Source organism: Nonomuraea sp. KM90 (genome assembly GCF_052246675.1).
Taxonomy (GTDB): Bacteria; Actinomycetota; Actinomycetes; order Streptosporangiales; family Streptosporangiaceae; genus Nonomuraea.
Genome location: NZ_JBQQCB010000015.1, coordinates 49,294 through 69,666, shown reverse-complemented (window position 1 = coordinate 69,666; position 20,373 = coordinate 49,294). Strand labels below are relative to the sequence as shown.

Annotated in this window: 20 protein-coding genes; 8 read left to right on the top strand and 12 right to left on the bottom strand. The window is 69.8% G+C overall.

Annotated elements, in window-relative coordinates; genetic code table 11:
- The first annotated feature begins 92 nt into the window (after nucleotides 1–92).
- On the top strand, nucleotides 93–431 hold the full coding sequence (locus ACTWPW_RS18635) for a hypothetical protein (RefSeq protein WP_443169407.1): 339 nt from the start codon (nucleotides 93–95) through the stop codon (nucleotides 429–431).
- 481 nt (nucleotides 432–912) lie between these two features.
- Here the strand turns inward: ACTWPW_RS18635 and ACTWPW_RS18630 are convergent, their stop codons facing one another.
- A complete protein-coding gene (locus tag ACTWPW_RS18630) occupies nucleotides 913–1,821 on the bottom strand; it encodes a DDE-type integrase/transposase/recombinase (RefSeq protein ID WP_443169406.1) in 909 nt (302 codons plus the stop codon).
- Between the two features lie 115 nt (nucleotides 1,822–1,936).
- On the bottom strand, nucleotides 1,937–3,973 hold the full coding sequence (locus tag ACTWPW_RS18625; protein ID WP_443169405.1) for a SufS family cysteine desulfurase: 2,037 nt from the start codon (nucleotides 3,971–3,973) through the stop codon (nucleotides 1,937–1,939).
- A gap of 185 nt (nucleotides 3,974–4,158) precedes the next feature.
- Here ACTWPW_RS18625 and ACTWPW_RS18620 point away from each other — a divergent pair, with 185 nt between their 5' ends.
- Nucleotides 4,159–5,289 carry a helix-turn-helix domain-containing protein gene (locus tag ACTWPW_RS18620; RefSeq protein WP_443169404.1) on the top strand — a complete coding sequence of 377 codons (1,131 nt, stop codon included), beginning with the start codon at nucleotides 4,159–4,161 and terminating at the stop codon, nucleotides 5,287–5,289.
- Between the two features lie 792 nt (nucleotides 5,290–6,081).
- Here the strand turns inward: ACTWPW_RS18620 and ACTWPW_RS18615 are convergent.
- Nucleotides 6,082–6,684: a hypothetical protein gene (locus ACTWPW_RS18615; protein ID WP_443169403.1), complete on the bottom strand. Its 603-nt coding sequence runs from the start codon at nucleotides 6,682–6,684 to the stop codon at nucleotides 6,082–6,084.
- A gap of 270 nt (nucleotides 6,685–6,954) precedes the next feature.
- Here ACTWPW_RS18615 and ACTWPW_RS18610 point away from each other — a divergent pair, with 270 nt between their 5' ends.
- The 3 genes from ACTWPW_RS18610 (at nucleotide 6,955) to pdxR (ending at nucleotide 10,550) form a co-directional block, all read left to right on the top strand.
- The gene (locus ACTWPW_RS18610; protein WP_443169402.1) at nucleotides 6,955–7,665 is read left to right on the top strand and encodes a hypothetical protein; all 711 of its coding nucleotides are present in this window, start codon (nucleotides 6,955–6,957) and stop codon (nucleotides 7,663–7,665) included.
- 747 nt (nucleotides 7,666–8,412) lie between these two features.
- Nucleotides 8,413–8,868 carry a GNAT family N-acetyltransferase gene (locus ACTWPW_RS18605; protein ID WP_375116904.1) on the top strand — a complete coding sequence of 152 codons (456 nt, stop codon included), beginning with the start codon at nucleotides 8,413–8,415 and terminating at the stop codon, nucleotides 8,866–8,868.
- 209 nt (nucleotides 8,869–9,077) lie between these two features.
- Complete coding sequence (gene pdxR / locus ACTWPW_RS18600) at nucleotides 9,078–10,550, top strand: MocR-like pyridoxine biosynthesis transcription factor PdxR (protein WP_443169401.1); 1,473 nt, start codon at nucleotides 9,078–9,080, stop codon at nucleotides 10,548–10,550.
- A gap of 430 nt (nucleotides 10,551–10,980) precedes the next feature.
- Here pdxR and ACTWPW_RS18595 read toward each other — a convergent pair whose 3' ends face one another.
- The 5 genes from ACTWPW_RS18595 to ACTWPW_RS18575 form a co-directional block, all read right to left on the bottom strand.
- Nucleotides 10,981–11,385, bottom strand: coding sequence for a hypothetical protein (locus ACTWPW_RS18595; protein ID WP_375116906.1), 405 nt, complete (start codon nucleotides 11,383–11,385; stop codon nucleotides 10,981–10,983).
- 133 nt (nucleotides 11,386–11,518) lie between these two features.
- Entirely contained in the window at nucleotides 11,519–11,728 is a 210-nt protein-coding gene (locus ACTWPW_RS18590) for a hypothetical protein (RefSeq protein WP_443169400.1), read from the bottom strand.
- A gap of 586 nt (nucleotides 11,729–12,314) precedes the next feature.
- Nucleotides 12,315–12,452 (bottom strand): hypothetical protein, encoded by a 138-nt coding sequence (locus ACTWPW_RS18585; protein WP_375116908.1) that lies wholly within the window; start codon nucleotides 12,450–12,452, stop codon nucleotides 12,315–12,317.
- 401 nt (nucleotides 12,453–12,853) lie between these two features.
- Complete coding sequence (locus tag ACTWPW_RS18580) at nucleotides 12,854–13,480, bottom strand: LysE family translocator (protein WP_443169399.1); 627 nt, start codon at nucleotides 13,478–13,480, stop codon at nucleotides 12,854–12,856.
- A gap of 46 nt (nucleotides 13,481–13,526) precedes the next feature.
- A complete protein-coding gene (locus ACTWPW_RS18575; protein ID WP_443169398.1) occupies nucleotides 13,527–14,561 on the bottom strand; it encodes a DUF2332 domain-containing protein in 1,035 nt (344 codons plus the stop codon).
- A 28-nt stretch (nucleotides 14,562–14,589) separates the two neighbouring features.
- Here ACTWPW_RS18575 and ACTWPW_RS18570 point away from each other — a divergent pair, with 28 nt between their 5' ends.
- A complete protein-coding gene (locus ACTWPW_RS18570) occupies nucleotides 14,590–14,937 on the top strand; it encodes a hypothetical protein (protein ID WP_375116911.1) in 348 nt (115 codons plus the stop codon).
- Here the strand turns inward: ACTWPW_RS18570 and ACTWPW_RS18565 are convergent.
- The 4 genes from ACTWPW_RS18565 to ACTWPW_RS18550 all read right to left on the bottom strand — a co-directional run bounded on the left by ACTWPW_RS18565 (nucleotide 14,922) and on the right by ACTWPW_RS18550 (nucleotide 18,504).
- Nucleotides 14,922–15,641, bottom strand: a complete 720-nt coding sequence (locus ACTWPW_RS18565; protein WP_443169397.1) for a hypothetical protein — start codon at nucleotides 15,639–15,641, stop codon at nucleotides 14,922–14,924. The genes ACTWPW_RS18570 and ACTWPW_RS18565 overlap by 16 nt on opposite strands.
- Before the next feature lie 130 nt (nucleotides 15,642–15,771).
- Nucleotides 15,772–16,035 (bottom strand): hypothetical protein, encoded by a 264-nt coding sequence (locus ACTWPW_RS18560; RefSeq protein WP_375116913.1) that lies wholly within the window; start codon nucleotides 16,033–16,035, stop codon nucleotides 15,772–15,774.
- 37 nt (nucleotides 16,036–16,072) lie between these two features.
- Nucleotides 16,073–18,091: a GxGYxYP domain-containing protein gene (locus ACTWPW_RS18555; RefSeq protein WP_443169396.1), complete on the bottom strand. Its 2,019-nt coding sequence runs from the start codon at nucleotides 18,089–18,091 to the stop codon at nucleotides 16,073–16,075.
- 104 nt (nucleotides 18,092–18,195) lie between these two features.
- On the bottom strand, nucleotides 18,196–18,504 hold the full coding sequence (locus ACTWPW_RS18550) for a hypothetical protein (RefSeq protein ID WP_364119961.1): 309 nt from the start codon (nucleotides 18,502–18,504) through the stop codon (nucleotides 18,196–18,198).
- Nucleotides 18,505–18,603: 99 nt separating this feature from the next.
- On the opposite strand from ACTWPW_RS18550, the gene ACTWPW_RS18545 reads away from it, so the two are divergent.
- Together ACTWPW_RS18545 and ACTWPW_RS18540 are read left to right on the top strand one after the other, a co-directional pair.
- Nucleotides 18,604–19,725, top strand: a complete 1,122-nt coding sequence (locus ACTWPW_RS18545) for a sensor histidine kinase (protein ID WP_443169395.1) — start codon at nucleotides 18,604–18,606, stop codon at nucleotides 19,723–19,725.
- Nucleotides 19,722–20,366 (top strand): response regulator, encoded by a 645-nt coding sequence (locus tag ACTWPW_RS18540; RefSeq protein WP_375116917.1) that lies wholly within the window; start codon nucleotides 19,722–19,724, stop codon nucleotides 20,364–20,366. Before ACTWPW_RS18545 ends, ACTWPW_RS18540 begins: the two co-directional genes overlap by 4 nt.
- The last annotated feature ends 7 nt before the right edge of the window (nucleotides 20,367–20,373 follow it).

The following is a 20,373-nucleotide window of genomic DNA, read 5'->3' as shown; positions in this document are numbered from 1 at the left end:
CTCCCGGCCTGAAGCTCTGTGAGAGCATCCAAGAGGGCAACGCACTGCCAACGCTCGTGGAAGCTGAGGAGTCCAGCGTGATAGTCGCTGCCATGATCCTTGTGTACGCGGTACCTGTCGTTGTTGCCGTGGCATCTCTCTTTGTGACGTCCCGTAGTTCGCGACGCAAGACCTTCTACTTGTTCACCACTCTCGCCGCCCTGATCGCGGTGCTCCTGATTGCCTGGACAGCGGGACGGGAGGCTTGGGGGTTCGGGCTCTTCTTCGTTCTACCGGCGGTGTTTATCACAGGGATACGGCTGGTCGTTGCGTTCGTTGTGGGCTCCACGGATGCCGCCGATGACCTTTCTGAGGGTTGCAGTTCGGGTTGCAGTACAGAGCTGTCCGAGGGCGTTCAGGATGGACCGCGAACACCTTCTGACCTGCATTGAACGATCTGGAACGGCCCGAACTGGATCTTTTGATCCGTAGGCTCCAGGTTCGAGCCTGGGCGCCCTGCCAGCCAAAGCGTTACCCGGGTCGCTGGGATGCTGACGAGGCGCATGCCGGCAGCTGACTTGGGCGGACCGATCGTCACCGAGCCATCCTTCAATTCGGTCGTCGTGCCGCTTGTAGGTATCAAGCGGCCCGCCGCTTGCCCGCCGCCCGGGCATGCGGCCTGGGGGTCGGTCCCGGGCGGCAGCAGCACGGGCTGCCACGCCGACCGCCGATTCCGCCGATGCGAGCGAACGCGCCGACCCCAGCGCCCCGCCGCCGTGCGAGTACAGCCCTACGATCGCCCCGTATGGGCTCGCCATCCGTAGATGGCCGGGGCGATCGACGATCCGATGCTTCGTTCCCCAGCACCGGCTCACCGGATAGCGGTCGTCTGTCCGTACTCCTGCGCGCATCCCCATGCGTCCGCCGACGTGGTCAGGGCAGTTCACCGACCGGCGCGACGGTATGCGTTCCATTGCCGGTACACCACCAAATGGCGATCCCATGTTCCCACCCGGCGTGCAGGCCAAGATCGTGCGTAGCGCATACGGGCCAGACTCTCCAGATCAGCTCCATGATCGTTTCTTGGACCGCATCGGCGACCGCGGCGAGCGCTGTTTGAGGGTCGCGTCCCGTGATGGGTGAGATGCCGTTGCCGTGGTGGTCACCCTGGAACTCCACCCAAGCATGACCGCCGTTGTCCCAGTCGTGGGTGACCAGGCGGAGCTTACCGGTGATGCCTCGGGCGCGAACGTCGCGCTCCACGACCTTTAGCGCGTGCTCCAGCGTCGCCCACAGACGAGGTTCGAGGGCGAAGGTCGGCTCGAAATTGGTGTCTCGGAGAAGGCTCTCACCCAGGCGGGTCAGGTCGGCTGTGGTCAGACGGGTGGCGGGGCGTTCGAGGAGCTCTTGCGTTGCCGGCGTGCTCATACCCCATTCCTCCAATGAGGAGGCGAGTTCGAGGACGGGTTCGGCGTCGAGGCCACCGTCGCGCAACGCCGTGTAGATGCGGCCACTCAACGCGTCGACCACTTGCCTGGCTTGCTCTTCGGAGTGCACGCTGCAGTGTCGCCCACTGCATGAAACGAGGCAAGCGAGACCTTCCGCGCAGTATCGACGATGCATGACGGATTGACTGCCAGCGTCCGAGTGATGAATCAGTCCCGGCCCGACCGGGTGTCCGGTGCGCTCGCGCCGCCACAGGGCCATGTCCAGGGCGTCCAGCACGAGGGTGGTGTGCTTGGCCGGCGAGGCGGCCCAGCCGACGATCGCCCGGGAGTAGATGTCCGCGACGAACGCGACGTAGACCACCCCGCACCAGGCGGCCACATGAGTGAAGTTCACCCTGACGGCTCGCTGGCCTGTTTCCGTTGTTCTCATTGGACGGCCGGGGCAGATGAAGGGCGCCGAAAAGGCCACCTCCCGGCGGAAAGTGGCCTTCGTGGGAGAGAGCCGGCGGTCAGGCTCGGGCGGTCACCAGGGTCACCGCGGTCTCCGAGTGGACGCCGGTCTCATCCGTGCAGTGCGCCAGATTCGCGCGTACGGCGGCCGTGAGGTCGGCGCGACGCGAACCGATGTACGGACTGACCGCGGAGAAGTCGAATAGGCAGCAGATCGCGTCAGGCCCGCCGGGAACGGTGGTCGGCAGCGTCCATTCGCGGAGTTCGATGTCGACGAAACCGGCCTCCTTCGCCAGCGTGGCGACCTCGATCCCGGGCAGGGACCACGGCTCCTCGAAAAGATCCGCCTTGTCGGGGCCGAGAACGGTGGCGACGGCATCGTGCAGGGCGCGGAAGAGCGGGTTGCGGTGCAGCGGCTGCCAGGTGGCGATGGCGATCCGCGCGTCGGGTCGGGCGGCCCGCCGCATCTCCGCCAGCGCCGCGCCGCGATCGGGAACGAACTGCAGGACCTGCTGCATGGTGATCAGGTCGAACGCCTGGTCGGAGACGTGCAGCAGGGTAGCGCCGCATGCCGTGTACTGGATGGGGGCGCCGTCGACGGCAGGTAGTTCGGTGGCGAGGGCGAGCATGGCGGGGTTGAGGTCGGTGCCGACAACGGCGCCGGTGGGGCCGACCGCCTTGGCCAGCACCCGGGCGACGGTGCCGGGGCCGGTGCCGATGTCGAGCGCCTTGGTGCCGGGGGCCGGCGCCAGCGCCTCGACCATGTGCTCCGCCCACGGCTGGAAGATCGATGGGAGCAGGATGTCCTTGTACGGCCGTACCTGGCTGACATCGAAGGAGGTGTCCGCGGTCACGGCGGCCCGGGACCTCGTGGCCGTCTCCAGGGTCTCGGCGAGGATGTCGACCTCGTCGGGGGAGTTGTACAGGTAGAACGAGGCCCGGATCGCGGCGGGGACGCCGAACCGGCTGCACGCGAGCTGCGCGCAGTGGTTGCCGGACCGGACGGCGATGCCCGCCTCGTCCAGACTCGCTCGCATGCGCTGCAGCGGGATGCCGTCCACCACGAACGACAGCAGCGGCAGCCGGTTCGCGGTGTCGGTCGGGCCGATGAAGCGGATGCCGGGCACGTCGCCGAGCCGGTCCAGGGCGTACTCGATCAGGGCCTGGTCATGGTCGGCGATCGCGTCCATGCCGATCTTGCTCAGGAAGTCGCAGGCGGCGCCGAGGCCGACGGCCTGCGCGATCGGGGGTGTGCCGGCCTCGAACTTGAGCGGGGGTGCGGCGTAGTGCATGGCGTCCACCGCGACGTTCTCGATCATCTCGCCGCCGCCGAGGAAGGGCGGGAGCGCTTCCAGGAGTTCGTACCTGCCCCATAAGGCGCCGATTCCGGTGGGGCCGCACATCTTGTGGCCGGAAAACGTGACAAAGTCGGCTCCCAGCGCGGTGACGTCGATGCCGAGGTGCGGGACCGACTGGGCCGCGTCGACGACCATCAGAGCGCCGACCTCGTGCGCGCGGGCGGCGATCGTTGCGACCGGGTTCACCGTGCCCAGGATGTTCGAGGCGTGCACGACCGTGACGACCTTGGTCCGCTCGTTGATCTTCTCGCTCAGGTCGGAGAGGTCCAGGCGGCCGTCGTCGGTGATGCCGAGATATCTGACCTTCGCCCCCACCCGCTCGGCCAGCAGCCGCCAGGGGATCAGGTTGGAGTGGTGCTCCATCTCCGTCAGGACGATCTCGTCGCCGGGACCGACTTGGAGCCGCCCGTCCGCCCAGATGAACGAGTTGGCCAGCAGGTTGACGGCCTCGGTCGCGTTCTTGGTGAACACGATCTCCTCGGCTCGTGGTGCGCGCACGAACGTGGCGATCTTGCTTCGCGCCCCTTCGTACAGCTCGGTCGCCTGTACGGCCAGCCGGTACACGCCCCGGTGCACATTCGCGTTGGCGCGGATGTAGTAGTGGTTCAACGCGTCCAGGACAACGGCGGGTTTCTGCGTGGTGGCGGCGCTGTCGAGGTATACGGGTGGGCGGGAATCGTCAGGGGCGGTTTCGAAGAACGGGAATTCCTTTCGAATCGACTCGACGTCGATCGCCATCGTGGTCTCCTCCTGCCGAACGGTGTAGCGGCAGTGTCGGCGGAGCCCGACGGGCTAGATCCAACTGGAGTTGTGTCATGGCGAACCCTCCAGCGTAACCCACATTTCAGGAGGGCCAGGGTGACCAGGAGTTGCCGTCATTTCCGGCCACCGAGGACCTCGATTTCCTCGCCTAATGTGGCGGCATGGCCGGCGATTTCTTGGTTGACGGCACGCGGATCATGGCCAGGCGCCGCTCGCGCGGCCTTACCCGGAGAATTCTGGCCGACCTGGTCGGCTGCAGCGAGGAATGGCTCCGCCTGGTCGAGAACGGGGTGAAACCCCTGGATCGGCTGTCGACCATCATGCGGATCGCCGAAGTGCTCCGCGTCGAGGATCTCTCCGAGCTCGTCGGCGGCCGGACGAAACTCCCGCCCGCTTGCGACCACGGCGAATCCGACGAGGTCGGGAACGCGCTGCTGCTACCCGGCCGGTTCCCCGGCGAGGCGACCGAGAGCGTGCCGCGGGTGCAGCAGCACGTGATGGCGGCGTGGGAGGTCTGGCAGCGCTCGCCCCACCGCTACACCGAGACGCGCCGCCGCCTGCCGCCGCTGCTGTCGATGGCCGACCTGTCGGCCAGGGCCGCCACCGGCGCGGACCGGGAAGCCGGTACATCCGGCCTCACCCAGGTGTACCGGTTGTTCGCGGCGCTGCTGCGAAGCTGCGGCCAGCACGCGCTGGCCCTGGTCGCCGCCGATCGCGCGGTGGCCTCCTCGGAGGGCTCGGCGATCACCCAGGCCGAGGTGGCGGGCGTGCTCGTCTCGCTCGGCCGGTACGCCGACGCGCGCTGGCTGTGCCGGGCGGTGATCGAAGACCGGCCCGAGTCGCTGGAGGTCACCGGGCTCTGCTACCTGACGGCCGCGCTCGCCGCCGCCGGGGCGAGCGACGTGCTGCGAACCGAGGAACTGCTGAACCACGCCCGCAAGATCGGCGACCGGCTGGGCCCGGAGTTCGCGCTGGAGGTGGAACTGCACCGGGTGGGGGTCGCGGTCCGGATGGGCCGGTACGCGCAGGCGATCCGCCTCGCGGCGGGCGTCGACGCCGAGCGCCTCCCCGACAAGGACCGCCAGGCGCGGCACCTGCTGGCCGTGGCCACCGCGCACGCGATGGACGGCGACTCGAGCGCGGCCATGGCGCTGCTGTGGCGGATCGTCGAAGGGTGCCCGGAGGAGCTGCGATTCAACGCGGACGCCGGACCGGTGCTGGCCCGGCTGCGGGCGATGGACTGCGAGTCGACCCGGAGGGGACTGCGGGAGATGACCCGGATCACCGCCTGATTCGTCAACGTCGGGGCATGGACGACACGGTAGGGGTGACCGGTTTCTGGTGCGGGCGGGCTCGGGCTGCCGTGCGCGCGCGGCGCACGGAAACACAGGCTGATCGTCGTGCCATCAAGGGCGGTACCGAGGAGTCAACCATTCCCTGACAAGAGTTGGCCGCCCGCGTCCGGCGCATACGGATGTTCGGCTCAGCCGCGATAGATCTCGCATGGGTGGCAGACGGCAGGATCGACGCCAACATCATGCTCAGCAACAATCCGGGGACACCGCTGCGGGCGTCCTCCTCGCCGGAGAGGCGCAAGCGGCGGTGGTCGATCTTGACGGCAGCACGCACAGCATGGGCGCCCACGCGACCATTGCCGCGGCCTGTTGCGTTTGGTCCGGGTGGGTAGTCTGCCCAGCCGTATATCTCGTCATCATTCTCGCAGGGTGAAGTGCGATCGGTCGCGGCACCTAATCGGGCAGCGGTCGGGGTGCGCAGGCAAGAGGTGAAGCCTGGCGAGGCTCGGCGGGTGGACGATCTTGAATCGACGCAACGCACGCGATCGCACGCGGACGACGAGAACGCCGCCGAGCTGCACGGCGAACGAGGCCGAACGTCGGCGAAGATCGTTTGAGATCTTGAACAGAAGGTCAGAGCGTTCCCGTTCGTATCTGTCAGGGGCCGCCAGGGTTGCAGTTTGGGTTGCGATACGAGGCCGTCCGGAGCCGTTTTAGATGGACCATGCATAATAATCCGCAGGTTCCGAGTTCTGAGTCGCATGGTTGCCGAAAAATCTTCGGCACCTATCACAGGGTGCGAGCAGAGTAGCCGAGGCGATCCCAGACCACGCGCTGGCGTTCCGGTGACAGGCCCCGATTCCTCATAGCCTGATGCAATAGGTCGAAATCGCACCCCTGCGCGCTCATGTGGTCGAGGAGGGGTTCGTAACGGTCTGCTCTGTCTCGTACGAGTTCCGTTGCCAACCGTAGTTCCAACCGAACCGCAGGAACCTGGTGCGAGCCACACGCGATCCACACGTAGTGCTGCCATGGGCCGCGGCCAACGCATTCCATACCGTCAGAGTCCACCTCCCTCTCAACGATGCTTATCTCCACCTTGACCCTGTGCACCTCGTATCTGGCGAAATACTGCGAGGACTCTGGAAGCCACGAGGCAGTATGAAGGCAGGGAAACGAGGCGAGCGCGGAACAGAACTTATCCACATCTTCTCGCCGCGCCGCCAGGAGGTCGATGTCCCCGACAGGAAGTTGAACACCCTGGAGAAGAGCTGCGCTCGTTCCCCCCAGACGGTAAGTGATGTCGGCACCTACGGCTCGCATGGTGGTGAGCACCGTGTCCAGCACCGCAGTGATGTCCGCCACTCGGAGAAATATTCCACCGTTGTCCATGACGAGCAGCCTAAGAGCATGAGAATGCGCTATGTCAGTCCTCTCAGGTCACACGCCACGAGTCAGCGTCCCGCCGTGAAATCTCCGGGGCTCGGCACGCCGCAGAGGGCGGCATACTCCGGTGCGCGGGAGGAGGGGAAGTGCAGATCCGAACGGCGAACCCGGTGCTTGGCCACCAGGGAGTGCGTGTGCTGACCTTACTTTCGACAGGGATATGCGTTGACGATCGACGGATGAATCGCCTGGGTCGCCTTCGCCAGGATCGTTTCCGTGAACACACTCTTTCCCGGACGGTGGATCGGTGGCGGGACGCTCGTCCTGGGGCCGGTGATCATGTGTGCCGGATTCCTGCTGCGTTATCTGAGCACGGTCACCGCCCTCAGCCCTCAGCAGTACGCATGGGCCGAGGCACAGCCCTTCGCCGCCTACGGTCAGCTCCTCGCCTACACCTCAGAACCTGCCCTGCTCACCCTCTCCTACGCGGTCTTCGCGCTGGGAGCGATACTGCTCTTCCCCGCGTTCATCACCCTGGCCCAACACGTGGGCGGTGGCCTCGCCTTCTGGGGCGCCGGGCTCCTGGTCGCCGGGCTCTTCGCCCGCCTGTACTTCGCCGGTGCCGACCAGACCGCCTTCCAGCTCACCGAGGTCATCGGGCTGGACCAGGCGACAACCGCGATCATGAAGGAATATGTCGACATCTCCTACGGACCGTGGCGCGTACCGGTCTGGGCCTCGGTCGGCCAGTTCGCGGGCTCGCTTCTCCTGGCCGTCGCCGCCTGGCGCTCAGGCCTCTTCGGCACCGCCCGCGCCGTGATGCTGCTGTTGGCCGGAGGCACCTGGATGGGGGTGCTGAAGGGCGCCTCCATTCCTGACGTGCTGGTCGCCGGCCTGCTCTGCGTGGCCCTGGTTCCGCTTGGCACGCAGGTGCTGCGTGCGCGGCTGCCGAGCCCCATCGGCCGTTCGAAGGTGCTGAGCTGGTGAGGGGGAGCGAGGTCACGGAACGTGCCCCGGTTGCGAGCCAGTGGCGCCCTGCTGTTCGGCTACAGCAGGCCGGCCGGCCAGCCAGGCTTCGGCGGGGCCTCGAGTTCGGGGAAGGTCCGCGATGACAAGCCGCTCTCCTGTGGCGGGGTCACTGTGGTCGACCTCGACGGCGCTGCGGCGATTCCCAAGTGTGACGGCCGGCCTCACCTGGTGGTACGCCCGGATGGGCACCGCGTGCCGCTGCTCGACCTCTGGTGAGGTGAGTCATCAGGCCCCGGCCAGGTGGGGCAGCCATGGATGCTCGGGCCGTGCCTTGCCGAGCGACTCCCCGAGCCATGAGCGTTGCGTTGCGGTAAGGGTCGGGACGAGGGCGAAGAGGTCCTGCTCATCGTGCGGCCGGAGTACGTCGTTCGCGGCTTCCACCTCGGCGGCGGTGAGGTGGCCCCCGCCTTTGAAGAAGAGAACGATCTCCGGGGCGGCCGTCGGCAGGCCCCATGAGGACAGCCTGACGCAACGTTCCAGCGGAACGGCGATGTTCTGTTCCCTGTTGAGGATCCAGTCGTGGTCGGAGCGCTCGTTGAGCAGGAACTCGAACTCGAAGGCCGTGTGCGTCAGGGTTGTCGAGGTGGACAGGGAGCTTCCGAGCTCGGGGGCGTGGATGTGGCCGAAGGCGGTGGAGACCGCTGCGTCGGCGGATGAGTCGAGCTCCCGGAGTGGACGGCAACCAGAGGGGATAACATCCCGATCATGGCTGATTGGGAGCTTCGTCCGGCTTTGGTGGCGGATGTTGAGGCGGTGGCCGAGTTGCGGGCCGTGGTGCTGAGGCCGGATCTCGAGCGGCTCGGGCGATACGACGAGCACCGGGTGCGGCAGCGGCTGCGGGACGCGTTCGTACCGGAGCACACCTGGATGATCGAGGTGGACGGCACGTCGGCCGGGTGCGTGGCGTTGCGGCCGGCGGAACGTACGTACTGGCTGGAGCACTTCTACCTGGATCCGGATCTGCACGGCAGGGGCATCGGCTCCGCCGTGCTGAGCGGGTTGCTGGAGCGGTGCGACCGCGAGGACGCCGTGATTCGGCTGAACGTGCTGCAGGGCAGTCCGGCCCGCCGGCTGTACGAGCGGTACGGGTTCACGGTGGAGACCGAGGACGAGGTGGACGTATTCATGGTGCGCCACCCGTCCTCGCCGTCGCCTGGGTGAACCAGGTCTTCGCCAAGGAGTCCAGCGTCATGGCGAGGACCGCGAGCCGGGGTCACTCGGTGCCTGGGGTCCTTCGCGTCGTCACGTTCATGCGGTTCCAGGCGTTCACCGTGAAGATCAGCGCGATGAGCTGGGCGACAACGTTCGTCATGGTCATGACCCTAGGAGCGCGATCGGCCCACGGTATGGTGCATTCCCATGGATGTTTCGTGGGCCAATTTCCGACGCCGGATGTGGCGGTGAGCGAACGCCGCCCGGACGGCGGCAGCGATCTGCATCTGGAGCTCACCGGCGGTGGCGGCGCCCGCGTGCGGTTGATGCGGGCGCTGCGCGAGGCGATCGATTCGGGACGGCTGGCGCCCGGCACCCGGCTTCCGCCCTATCGCGCCCTCGCCCTCGACCTGGGAATCGCCCGCAACACCGTCGCGGCCGCGTACTCCGAGCTGGTCGAGGAAGGCTGGCTCACCTCCCGTCAAGGTTCGGGCACGCAGGTCGCGCACCGGGCCGCGCCCGTGGAGCCGGGTACGCGGCGGGGCCCCGCGCGCCCGTCCCGCCTGTGGATCGTCCACGACCTGATGCCCAGCTCCCCTGACGCCGCCGCCTTCCCGCGCTCGTCCTGGATCGCCTCGGCCCGGCGTGCGCTGGTCGCCGCGCCCAGCGACGCCTTCGGCGTGGGCGATCCCCGGGGGCGGCCGGAGCTGCGCCAGGCGCTGGCGGACTACCTGGCGCGGACCAGAGGCGTGCGCACCCGGGCGGACCACATCGTGATCTGCTCGGGTTACGCGCACGGGCTGCGGCTGGTGTGCCGGGTGCTGCGCGGGCCGGTCGCCGTCGAGGCGTACGGGCTCGACATCCACCGCTCCATCCTCACCGAGGTGGGGCTGACGACCGTGCCGCTCATGGTGGACGACCACGGCGCGCGCGTCGAGGACCTTCCGGCCACGGGCGCACAGGCCGTGCTGCTCACGCCCGCGCACCAGTACCCCACCGGAGGCGCCCTCCACTCCGAACGCCGCGCCGCGGTCATCGACTGGGCCCGTGCCACGGGCGGCCTGCTGCTGGAGGACGACTACGACGGCGAGTTCCGCTACGACCGCGAACCGGTCGGCGCCGTCCAGGGCCTCGATCCCGACCGCGTCGTCCACTTCGGCTCCGCCAGCAAGAGCCTGTCCCCCTCGCTCCGGCTCGGCTGGATGGCCCTGCCCGGCCGGCTGGTGGACGATGTCCTCGCCGCCAAGGGCCGGCGCGAGCTCTGGTCAGGGGTGACCGACCAGCTCACCCTCGCCGACTTCATCGCCTGCGGCGCCTACGACCGCCGGTTGCGTCGCATGCGCAAGATCTACCGGCATCGTCGTGACCTGCTCACCGCCCTGCTCGCCGAACGTGCCCCGCACGTCACGGTCAGCGGCATCGCCGCGGGGCTGCACGCCGTACTCGATCTTCCCCCGGACACCGAGCAGGCCACCCTCCGCGCCGCCCGCCGCCTCGGCCTGGCCGTGGACGGCCTGGGCCCGTACCGGCATCCCGGCAGCGCGATGCCACCACGCGACGGCCTGGTCATCGGGTACGGCACACCACCCGAGCACGCGATCACCGCCGCGCTGGAAGCCCTCTGCCTCGCCCTGCCCGACCCGCCGGAAGGTCGCGACGCCGGGCCAGGGCGAGCACCGCGAGGACGGTGATGAAGCCCATGCCGTCCACCGCATCGGTCACGGTGGCGCGCTCGCCGGTCAGGAAGTCCATGACGAACGTCCTCCTCGTCCCGGCCGGCTCTAACCGCCCGGCCGTCCGCTTTCGGTCAGGCCGAGCAGATCCAGCGGCAGCGGGCCATGGTCCTGGCCGCCTGCCAGGACGCTCGGGGCCGCTCGTTCACCGCCGAAGAGCAGCAGGTCGCGTGGGCGGCCGGCCTGTGGCCGGCAGCCCACGACCTCAGGTGGGGATCACTCCACGGGCACGCCGCAGTGTCGGGCAAGGCGCTCTGGACGCGAGCAGCCGAACGCCTCCGCCCAACGCCTCAGCCGAACGCCTCCGCCCAACGCCTCAGCCGAACGCCTCCGCCCAACGCCTCAGCCGAACGCCTCCGGCGAGCGAACGCCTGAGCAGGAACCGGCGTCAGGCGGCGTCGAGGGCCTGGGTGATCTTGCGGGCCATCTCGACCAGGGCCGGACCGGGCTCGCCCTTCTGAGCCTGGGCGGAGGCGTCGATGGCGACCAGGACGGTGGCGCGGAAGTTGTCGGCCTCGGCCGCATCCTGCTGCTTGAGCAGGCTCATGCCCTCGGCGAGGGCGGGGAGGACGACGTCGGCCAGTGAGGCGACGGTCTTGCCGTACTTGATGCCCTTGGGTGCCTTGGTCAGCACGTGTCCGACGGTGCCGGTGGCGGAGGTCAGGGCGATGGATCCGTGGGTGGCGACCTTGTGGGCCGAGCCGGCGGCGCCGGCGGCGGACATGAGGGAGACGGCGCCCCAGGCGGCGGTGCGGAGGGTGAGCTTGTCCTGGTCGGTGAGGGTGATGGTCATGGTGTGCTCCTTCAGAACCGGGTGGTATGGCCTCTACGATCGCGGAGCGTTCTGATACCGGGCCGTCCCCGACCTGACACGACCGCTGACAGCGGAGTGCGGGACAGCGGCCGCGCCGAGGCACCTCGACCTTTCAACCTTCGTAGTGGCCATGGTGCCGTTGACGCCGGCGTTCGAAGTAGCCCATGACCATGAAGAACGCCCCGGTGAAAGCAGTGAGGGCGAGACAGAGGAACAACGACGTCAGCGTGAACACGTTCTTCGCTCCGGCCACGGCACTGATCAGCAGGATGACGCCGATGAAGGCGCCGAAGGCCGGGCCGGCGATCAGCCCGAGGAGCACGGGATGCGCCGCAGAGAATCACGGACCGCGGCCGGGTTTGGCATCGCCGCCCAAGAACGTATCGAGTCGCCAGAACCAGCCGGCAAGGAGTTTCGACAGGCGCACAGGCATCCATTTCAGGGGGAGGTTCAAGAGACGGAGTCGCGGGCTGATCGATGGGAACGATTGTCTCCGGTACGTGGGGTGAGGCGGTCGCCGATCTCGTAGTCCGTCAAAGTCAGAGCCCCTCAGCGATCAGGCACCCCGCGACGGGACACGCGGAATGTGCGAGTGGAGGGTGAGGGTGGACACTCGCTGGGGCAACGAATAGTGATTTCGGGTCGTTCCTGCGCCGCCCGGCCCGCCATTGACGGGGGCATCGACGCGCCCGGCTTCTTACACGCTCAAGGGGACCATCCGGCTGAGCCGGGTCGGGTTCTGTCCGCTGACCGGGGCCGGCGGACGTCGTGAGAGCTGGGCGGCGAGCCGGCTCAGGCGCTCGGCCGGGCTGCTGGTTACCTGCCGGGAACGCTGCAGGAAGAGCCATGGCATCGGATGGTGCCGGCCTGCGCCGGCAATCCCCGTGGCGCGGAAACTGCTCGAACGGTCAACGTACGGGGACGTCCGCGGTCAGGTCCAGCATCCCGACCGTCTGGCCTCTGTTCTGCTCCCCGGTGAGCTCGAAACCCAGCTTCAGGTAGAAATTCTCCGGACCGCCCTCGCCCGTCTCCCAGCTGACGTACATCCGGTGCCGCCGCGGCGCCTGATCTCGGCGGCGACCGACGCGACGGCGAAGCGGCCGACCCCGCGGCCCTGCGCCTCCGGAATGACGTTGAGGCGCCACAGGCCGGACCGGAAGTCGGTTCCCGGTGGTTCCAGTCGAGGTCGAGGAAGGCCATGAGGAAACCCACGGCGCTGTCGCCGTCCAGAATGAGGCGGGGCCAGGCCATTCTCGGGTGGACATACGCCTCAGCCAGCGACTTCACCACCGGCGAGACGAAGCGCTCCTGGTCGGGGCGGACTTTCACGGCGATGGCCGTTTCGAGGTTGGACGGGGTGACGGGCGCCAGCCGGAGACCTGTCGTCATGCGAGCACCCTATGACTCGTCATGAACGTCTCATCCGGCTGTCGCGCGTGCCGGACGATCAGCGATCGATGGCCAGCTTCACGCCGAGCCCGACGAAGATGCCTCCCGTCGCGACATCGATGCGACGGCGGACCGCCCGCCGGTGGCGCAGCCACTTTCCGATACGGCCGGCGAGCACCCCGACCGTGCCGTCCACCACGAACTCCAGCGCGATCAGAATGGCGCCGAGGACGGCGAACTGCACCCACACCTGGCCCAGAGCCGGATTGATGAACTGGGGCAGGAAAGCGATCGTGAACGTCACCATCTTCGGGTTCAGCAGATTGGTCATCAAGCCGCTGAGGTACGCGCGACGGCCCGACATGCCCCCGCCCATCTCGATCTCCGGCTGGTCGTTGCGGTGGCGAATGGCCTGGACGCCGAGGTAGATCAGGTAGGCGGCGCCGACGATCCGTACCACCGTGAAAGCGATGGGCGCCGCCTCGAAGAGGGCCGCGAGTCCCGCGGCGGCCACCACGACATGAACCGCCTCGCTGCCGGCCACGCCCGCGGTGGCCAGCAGGCCGGCCCGAGGGCCGCCGCGCATCCCGCAACCCAGCACGAACAGCATGTCCGGCCCCGGCGTGACCATGGCGATGATGGTGGTGACGGTGAACAGGGCCAGCAGGTGGGGGTCGAGTGGCATGTGCCCATTGTCACATGGTGTCCGACTGGGGGTACGCCTTCCCCGATCACCCGCGGGCCGACCAGTCCATCCAGCCCCCGTGCATCGCGGAGATGGCGACCGGTTCGTGATCCAGCGCCAGCACGTACGAGACCGTGTCGGACGGGGGTGGCTGGTGGAGGCGGGCGGTGATGTCCGGGAGGACGTCCGGTCCCTCCTGGGAGATCCAGTGGCCGTCGAGGCGTTCGACCTGCTCCACGAACGTGGCCCGGTCCGCCTCCGGCACGTAATAGAGGACCGCGGTGTGGAAGACGACGAGCGTGGCGGAGGGAGGGGCCTGGGCGGCCAGGCCGGCGAGAGCGGTGGTCAGGTCGCCCCGCACGATGCGCGGCGGGTCGGACTGGGCCAGGGCGATGGCCGTGTTCAGGCGGCGCAGCCGGTCGCGTTGCCCGGGCCAGACCAGCGTGCGCAGCCACTGGACGTCGTCCGGGTTGGTGACGTCCAGGGGGTTGAGGTCCAGGCCGGCCCGCCAGGCGACCGTGATCGGGCCGGGCTCGGCGAACCGGGCGGGCGGGGTGCCCTTGACCTGGCAGTGCAGTCGCAACGGGCTGTCCGCTGCCCCGACCGGGCCGTCGCCGTGCGGATCGCTGTAGGAGTGGCCGTGCCGGTCGGTGTGGGCGTCGGCCGGGTCGGTGTAGGAGTAGGTGTAGGCGTAGCGGTCGGGGAGGAGGCAGAGGCCGGCCGAGGCGCCGACCTCGATCAGTGCCAGCGGCTGCGGGAGCGAGGCGAGCAGGGGGTACAGCGCGGCGCACCTGGCCGGCTCGTTGGTCTGCGTCCGGCGGGAGAGCATCGTCGCGACGATCGTGTCGCGGTTGGCGAGGACGGCGAGCCGGAAGTCGTCGTAGCCGGACGGGGTGCCGCTGACGTACCGGGTGGCGGCGAAGAGCAGGTTGGGCTGGCGCTTGGCGGGCGGGAGGGCGGACAGCAGGTCGAGCAGGTCACGGTCGCCCGCCACGCCGAGGGCGAGCTGCTCGTAGAGCGGTGACGCGCCGCGCGCCTCCATGGCCGCGAATCGCCGGTACTGCTCTGCGGTGTCCGCCACGATGGTCTCCGATCGTCATCATGTGGTCATGGGCGCATGGGTGTACGTACGGGGCTGGCTGGAGTTCTACGGGCAGCGGTCACAGGCGGAGCGCGCCATCCGGGACGGCGGCGACCCGGCCGGCTGGACGTTCCCCGACGGCGGCTGGCTGGAGGCCGCCTGCTACGCCAGGGCCGTGCGCGCGAGCGCCCTCGACGACCTGCTCGACCTGGTGCGCCGGATCGCCGCCCTGCCCGCCGCCGACGAAGACGGTGATCGGGTCTGCGGGCTGTTCCTCGCCTTCCAGGAGGGGGACGGGCAGAGCGAATGGCAGGTGCGCGACGGGGAGGTCTTCGTCGGCCCGGCCGCGCCGCGCCACGACTACCTGTGGAAATAGGTCTCTTCGAGCTTCCAGTAGTCCTCGGACACCGTCATGGCGATCATGAACCGCCCCTTCCCGCGCGTACGCTTCCAGGCTTCCGGCCACGGCTCGCCCTCCGGCGCCCAGTGGTACGGGTTGTACATTCCCCCGTCCGGATCCCACACCTGCGAGCCGGGCATGGTGTCCAGGCGGGCCTCGCTGCGGGAGCTCGCGAACGCCATCGTCACGCCGTCGCAGGCGAGCTCCGGGAGGTCGCCGGGGTCGTAGGGGTGCGAGTCGCCCCGGGAGCGCAACTTGCCGCCGAACTCCTTCCAGTAGCCCCGGACGTCGGCGACCTCGGCGGGGCAGCTGTCGAAGCGGTCGAGGAGGGCGTCCACGTTTCCGTTCCAGAGGTAGGCGCGGTTCAGGGTGAGCGTGCACTTCGCGGCGAAGTTCTCGTCGTTCTTGGCGTCGTCGTTGCCCTTCCTGCACCGGTCGAGGCCGCTCCGGGGCAGCTCCCGCCGCACGCCGGCGGTGCGGGCCGCCCGGTCGAGCCGGTCGGTGAGCGAATCCCTGGCCGCCGCCCGCAGTTTCACGATCTGCGGGGCCGAGGGGGAGGTGATGGCAGGCGGGTCGGGCGAGCAGCCGAGCAGGGCGGTGAGGGCCGCTGTGGCCAGGGCGAGGGCGAGGGCGAGGGCCGACCGGCGGCGCGCACGGCCCGAGGACATGGTGACGGCCATCGCGGGGCGCTCCGCCGAAGAGCCACGGTTCGCGTTTCGACGAAGAACAGGGCGATGGCCGCGGCAACAGTCTGGTGCCTGTCCGGTCATGCCGTGAAGTCAGAACGCGACCGGTGACCCCTACTTGTTGTCACTTGGCCGGCCGGGCGTCGAGATGGCTGGTGACGGGCGGGCCGGGGCTGCGGCCCGCCGGCGGGTATTCGCAGTCGAGCTGGCTGACGTCCACGTCCCGGCTGTCGTTCCAGCCCTCGCCCTCCCGGGCGGTGTAGACGAACGTGCAGGCCCGGCCGTGGGAGTCGCTGAAGTTGGAGACGTAGATCTCGTCGTCTTCGGCGCATCCGGCCAGGGTCGCTGCGGCCAAGGCGCACAGCAACGCGGCGCTCCAGCGGCTCATGCCCGCAGTGTACGTCCGGGAGGGCAGGTCCGGAAGATCAGCCGTCGTCGAGATGATCGTTCAGCAGGTGGAAGAAGACGTCGCCGCGGACGATCTCGAACGGGTCGGAGAGCAGGTCACTGAGCTCGGCGATGTCGCTCGGCGTCCAGTTCCAGGCGTTGACCGCGCCGGCGATGAACAGCGGCCGCCCGCCGTCCCACCCCTCGATGCGCTGCACCAGCGTGTCCCGGTACTCCTGCGCTCTGCCCTGCGGCGAGAAGTTCCCGATGACAGGCCGGCCGGCCAGGTGGAGCTGCAGGTCACCGGTCTCCCACGACTGGATGATGCCGCGCAGCGGGGTGTTCTTCCGGTACGAGGCCACGATCCGCTCGTCGAAGGCCACCCAGCCGTCGCCTTCGGGGTTGCGATGGTTGTAGGCGTAGACCAGGTCCATCCCCGTACGGCGCAGGAAACGGCCGGTGAGCTCGGTGTAGGCGTCCAGGTCGGCCACCGGCCAGGAGCCGGGGTAGGTGTAGCCCGCGCCGGAGGGTCCGGCGATCAGCAGGTCGTTGCCGGTGGCGGTGCGCTGGTAGTACGCCAGCAGCGCCGGCCCGATCTCGGCCAGCAGCGGGCTGACCGTCCAGTTGACGGGCACGCGCCCGCGCGCGGGGTCGTCCCAGATCTGCCGCATCCGGCGCTGGCAGTACTGGATGTTGTCGCCCTCGCCGACGGTGAGCGTGAGGTAGACCCGGTTGCGCAGGGTTGCCGGCGGCCTCGGGCGTACGCGGTCGGAGACCTTGGCGCCGACGCCCGCGTGCACGGTGGCGTTCATGTAGTAGTCGGCGGGCACGACCTCGACGGCGTGTTGCGAGGCCCGGTCCACGCCGCCCCACTCCCCGGCCACGTCGTTGGCGAACCAGCCCGCGTACGGCGTGGTCGGCGCCACCTTGCCGAAGATCTCGTCCAGCAGCTCGCCGGTGGGGCCGCTGGGCGGCAGCCAGAAGACCATGGCGCGCGTCGCCACCGTGTAGTCGCGGAAGTAGGGGAAGGGCTCGACCCGGGTGGGGGCGGTGGTGGTGGCGGTGACCAGGAACTGGTTCCACAGGTCCACCTCGACGAGGAGCTGCCGGGCGCCGGCGGGGGCGGTGAAGCGGTAGACGAAGTAGTTGCCGCCGTCGGCGAAGCGGTTGGAGTCCCCGCCGATGGCGGAGTTGAGGCCGTCGAAGAGGTACGGCGTCTCGGCGTCCGTACCGGGGGTGAAGGAGGCGATCTGCGTGCCGTCGGCCCTGACCACGACCGAGCCGACCGAGGCGCCCCAGCCGTCGTCGCCCAGGGAGTCCTGGAAGCGCAGGTAGACGCCGTCCTGCCCGGACAGCTCCGGGCTGAGGTCGAACGTGCGCACCTCCCGGTTGGAGGAGTCCCGCACCCGCTCGGTCTCCCTGGCGACCTCGCGCCACTGGACGCCCTCCACCCGCACCGTCCTGGTGGGCGGCAGGCCGCCGAGCAGGGCGTGGGTGCAGCGGGGGAACAGGGTGTCGAGCTGCCAGCGGTACGTGGCGAGCACGTCGTCCGGGTCGAAGCGGCCGCGGAGGTCGGTGATGACCCTGAGGCCGTGCTCGGCGGCCTGCTCGGCGGTGGCGGCGACGGCGTTCTCCAGCCCGGCCAGGGTGGTGGCGACGTTCACCGAGTCCGGGACGGCCGGGTCGTGCAGGATCGCGCCGCGGACCTCGCCGCGGTGGCGGGCGATCAGGTCGAGGGGGCGGTCGTGGCGGGTGACGGCGGCGCCGGTGCTCGACAACCAGCGGACGTCGTGGTCCTCGGCGCTGTAGTTGAAGTAGAGGCGCGGGCGGCGGCGGTTGACGACTCCCTGGAGGGTGGTCAGGAGTAGCTGGTCGTTTCCGTGCAGGGTGCTGATGTCGGCGAAGTCCAGGCGGGTGGGGCGGCCGAAGCCGGGCAGGAGGGGGACGGCGGCGCGGGTGGCGGAGGCGGCGGCGGGGGAGGTGGGCAGGGTGAGCCCGAGCCCGCCGGCCGCGAGGACCACGCCGTTCGCCCAGAGGAAACTACGTCGAGACACCATCGGCGTTCACTGCTCCTCATGGGGAGACCAGGACTGACAGCGTTGTCATCAGCGAACGTAACAACGTGACGGAATGTTGTCCATGGTGTTAGAGCGCCGGCGACTCAGTCGAACTCGCCGGCGTCGCCGACCCTGGCCGCCACGCTCGCCCGGTCGGGCCGCAGGCCCGGGACCGCCCTGGCGACCTGGTCGTCGAGGCTCATGAACGCGACCAGGTTGCTCACCGCGTGGGCCGGGTCCGCCTTGATCCGGTCGATCTCCTCCTGCTTCTGCGCGGGCGTCGCGTCGGGGCCGACGTGCCAGACGCCCTCCCTCTCGATCAGCTCGACGGCCGCGTTCGTCAGCGCCTCGACGTCGGCGATCGACATGATCATCTGGACCTCGACGCGGACTTCCCGTTGCTCGTGTGCCATGGTGCCCAGCCTAGGGAACCCGCCTCGGCCGCGAACGGGCGGCGGAACCGTACTTTCGGCCGGTACGCCGCCTGAGCCCCGGCTCCTAACCTGTGCATTGTGCGGGAGCTGGAGCGGTGGGCGGACGCCGGGCTCGGCGTCGCGTTCGCGGTGGTGCTCGCCTTCTGGGCCTACCAGATCGCGGACAGCTGGGGCGGCGGCTACTGGCTGTTCGACTGCGCGGCGGGCGCGGTGGTGTGCCTGCTCGCCCTCGTACGCCGCCGCCACCGGCTGTGGACGGCGGTCGCCGGCCTGGCGGTCGCGGGGGTCGCCATCCTGGTCGCCCGGTTCGCCGGACTGCCCGCCGAGCCCGGGCCCGGCATGACCTTCGGGCTCTCCGTGCTGATCGGCTCGGCCGCCAGGGTGCTGCCGGTGCCGCAGGCCGCCGGCGTCGCGGCCGGCGGGCTCGCGGTCGTCCTGGGCAGCCCGCTCGCCATGAGCACGCACGCCTCCGCGACCGTGCTGGCCGGCGTGGCCTGGATCGCCGCCCTCGTGACGGGGGTGTGGCAGCGGGTGCTCGAGGATCGCCGCAGGGACGCCGCCGAGCGCGTACGCCGCAACGAACGCCTGGAGCTGGCCCGGGAGCTGCACGACGTCGTCGCGCACCACGTCACCTGCGTCGTGCTCCAGGCCCAGGCCGCCCGGCTGGTCGCCCGCAAGGCCCCCGAGAGGGTGGCGGGCTCGCTCGCGGACATCGAGCTGGCCGGCTCGGACGCGCTGGCCGCGACCCGGCGCGTCGTCGGCCTGCTGCGCGAACCCGGCGGCGGCGCATCCGCCGCCTTCGGGCCGGCCGAGCGGCTCGGGGAGCTGGTCGGCCGCTTCCACGGGCCCCCGGTGTCCCTGCGGCTGCCAGACGGGGAGCCGGTGTGGCCGTCACAGGTGGCCGGGACCGTCTACCGGGTCGTCCAGGAGTCCCTGACCAACGTCTCGCGGCACGCCCCGCACGCCGGCTCGGTGACCGTCAGCGTCGCGCAGCGCGGCGGCGCGCTGGCGGTCGAGGTGGCGGACGACGCCCCGCCCCCGCCGGCCCGCCCGCACCGAGGCGGCGGCTATGGCCTGGTGGGGATGCGCGAGCGGGTCGAGGCCCTCGGCGGCACGCTGGCGGCGGGCCCGCGTCCCGGGGGCGGCTGGTCCGTCCTCGCCACGCTGCCCCTCCCGCCCGGACCCGGTGGGCGGTCGTGAGCATCACGGTCCTGCTGGCCGACGACCAGCCGATGATCCGGGACTGCCTGCGCCTCATCCTCGAGGACCAGCCCGACATCCGCGTGGTCGCCGAGGCCGCGGACGGTGCCGCGGCGGTCGCCCTGGCCCGCCGGCTGCGCCCCGACGTGTGCCTGGTGGACGTCCAGATGCCCGGACTCGACGGCATCGAGGTCACCGCAGCCCTGGCCGGTCCAGGCATCCGCGACCCCCTGCGGGTGATCGTGGTCACCACCTTCGACCTCGACGAGTACGTCCACGGCGCGATCCGCGGCGGCGCGGCCGGCTTCGTGCTGAAGGACGCCGGCCCCGACCTGCTCGTCGAGGCGGTACGGGCCGCGCACGCCGGCGACGCGCTGATCTCGCCGCAGATCACCCTGCGCCTGCTGCGCCACCTCACGAGGACCGAGCCCGCCCGCCGGGCCGTCCAGATGCTGTCGGAACGCGAGAAGGAGGTCGTCCGAGCCGTCGCCCGGGGGTCCACCAACCAGGAGATCGCCGCCGAGCTGTGCATCTCGCTGAGCACCGTCAAGGGGCACGTGTCCGCCGTACAGGCCAAGCTCGGCATGCGGAACCGGGTCGAGGTCGCCGCCTGGGCCTGGGAGCGGCGCCTGGTGGGCTGACGCCCCG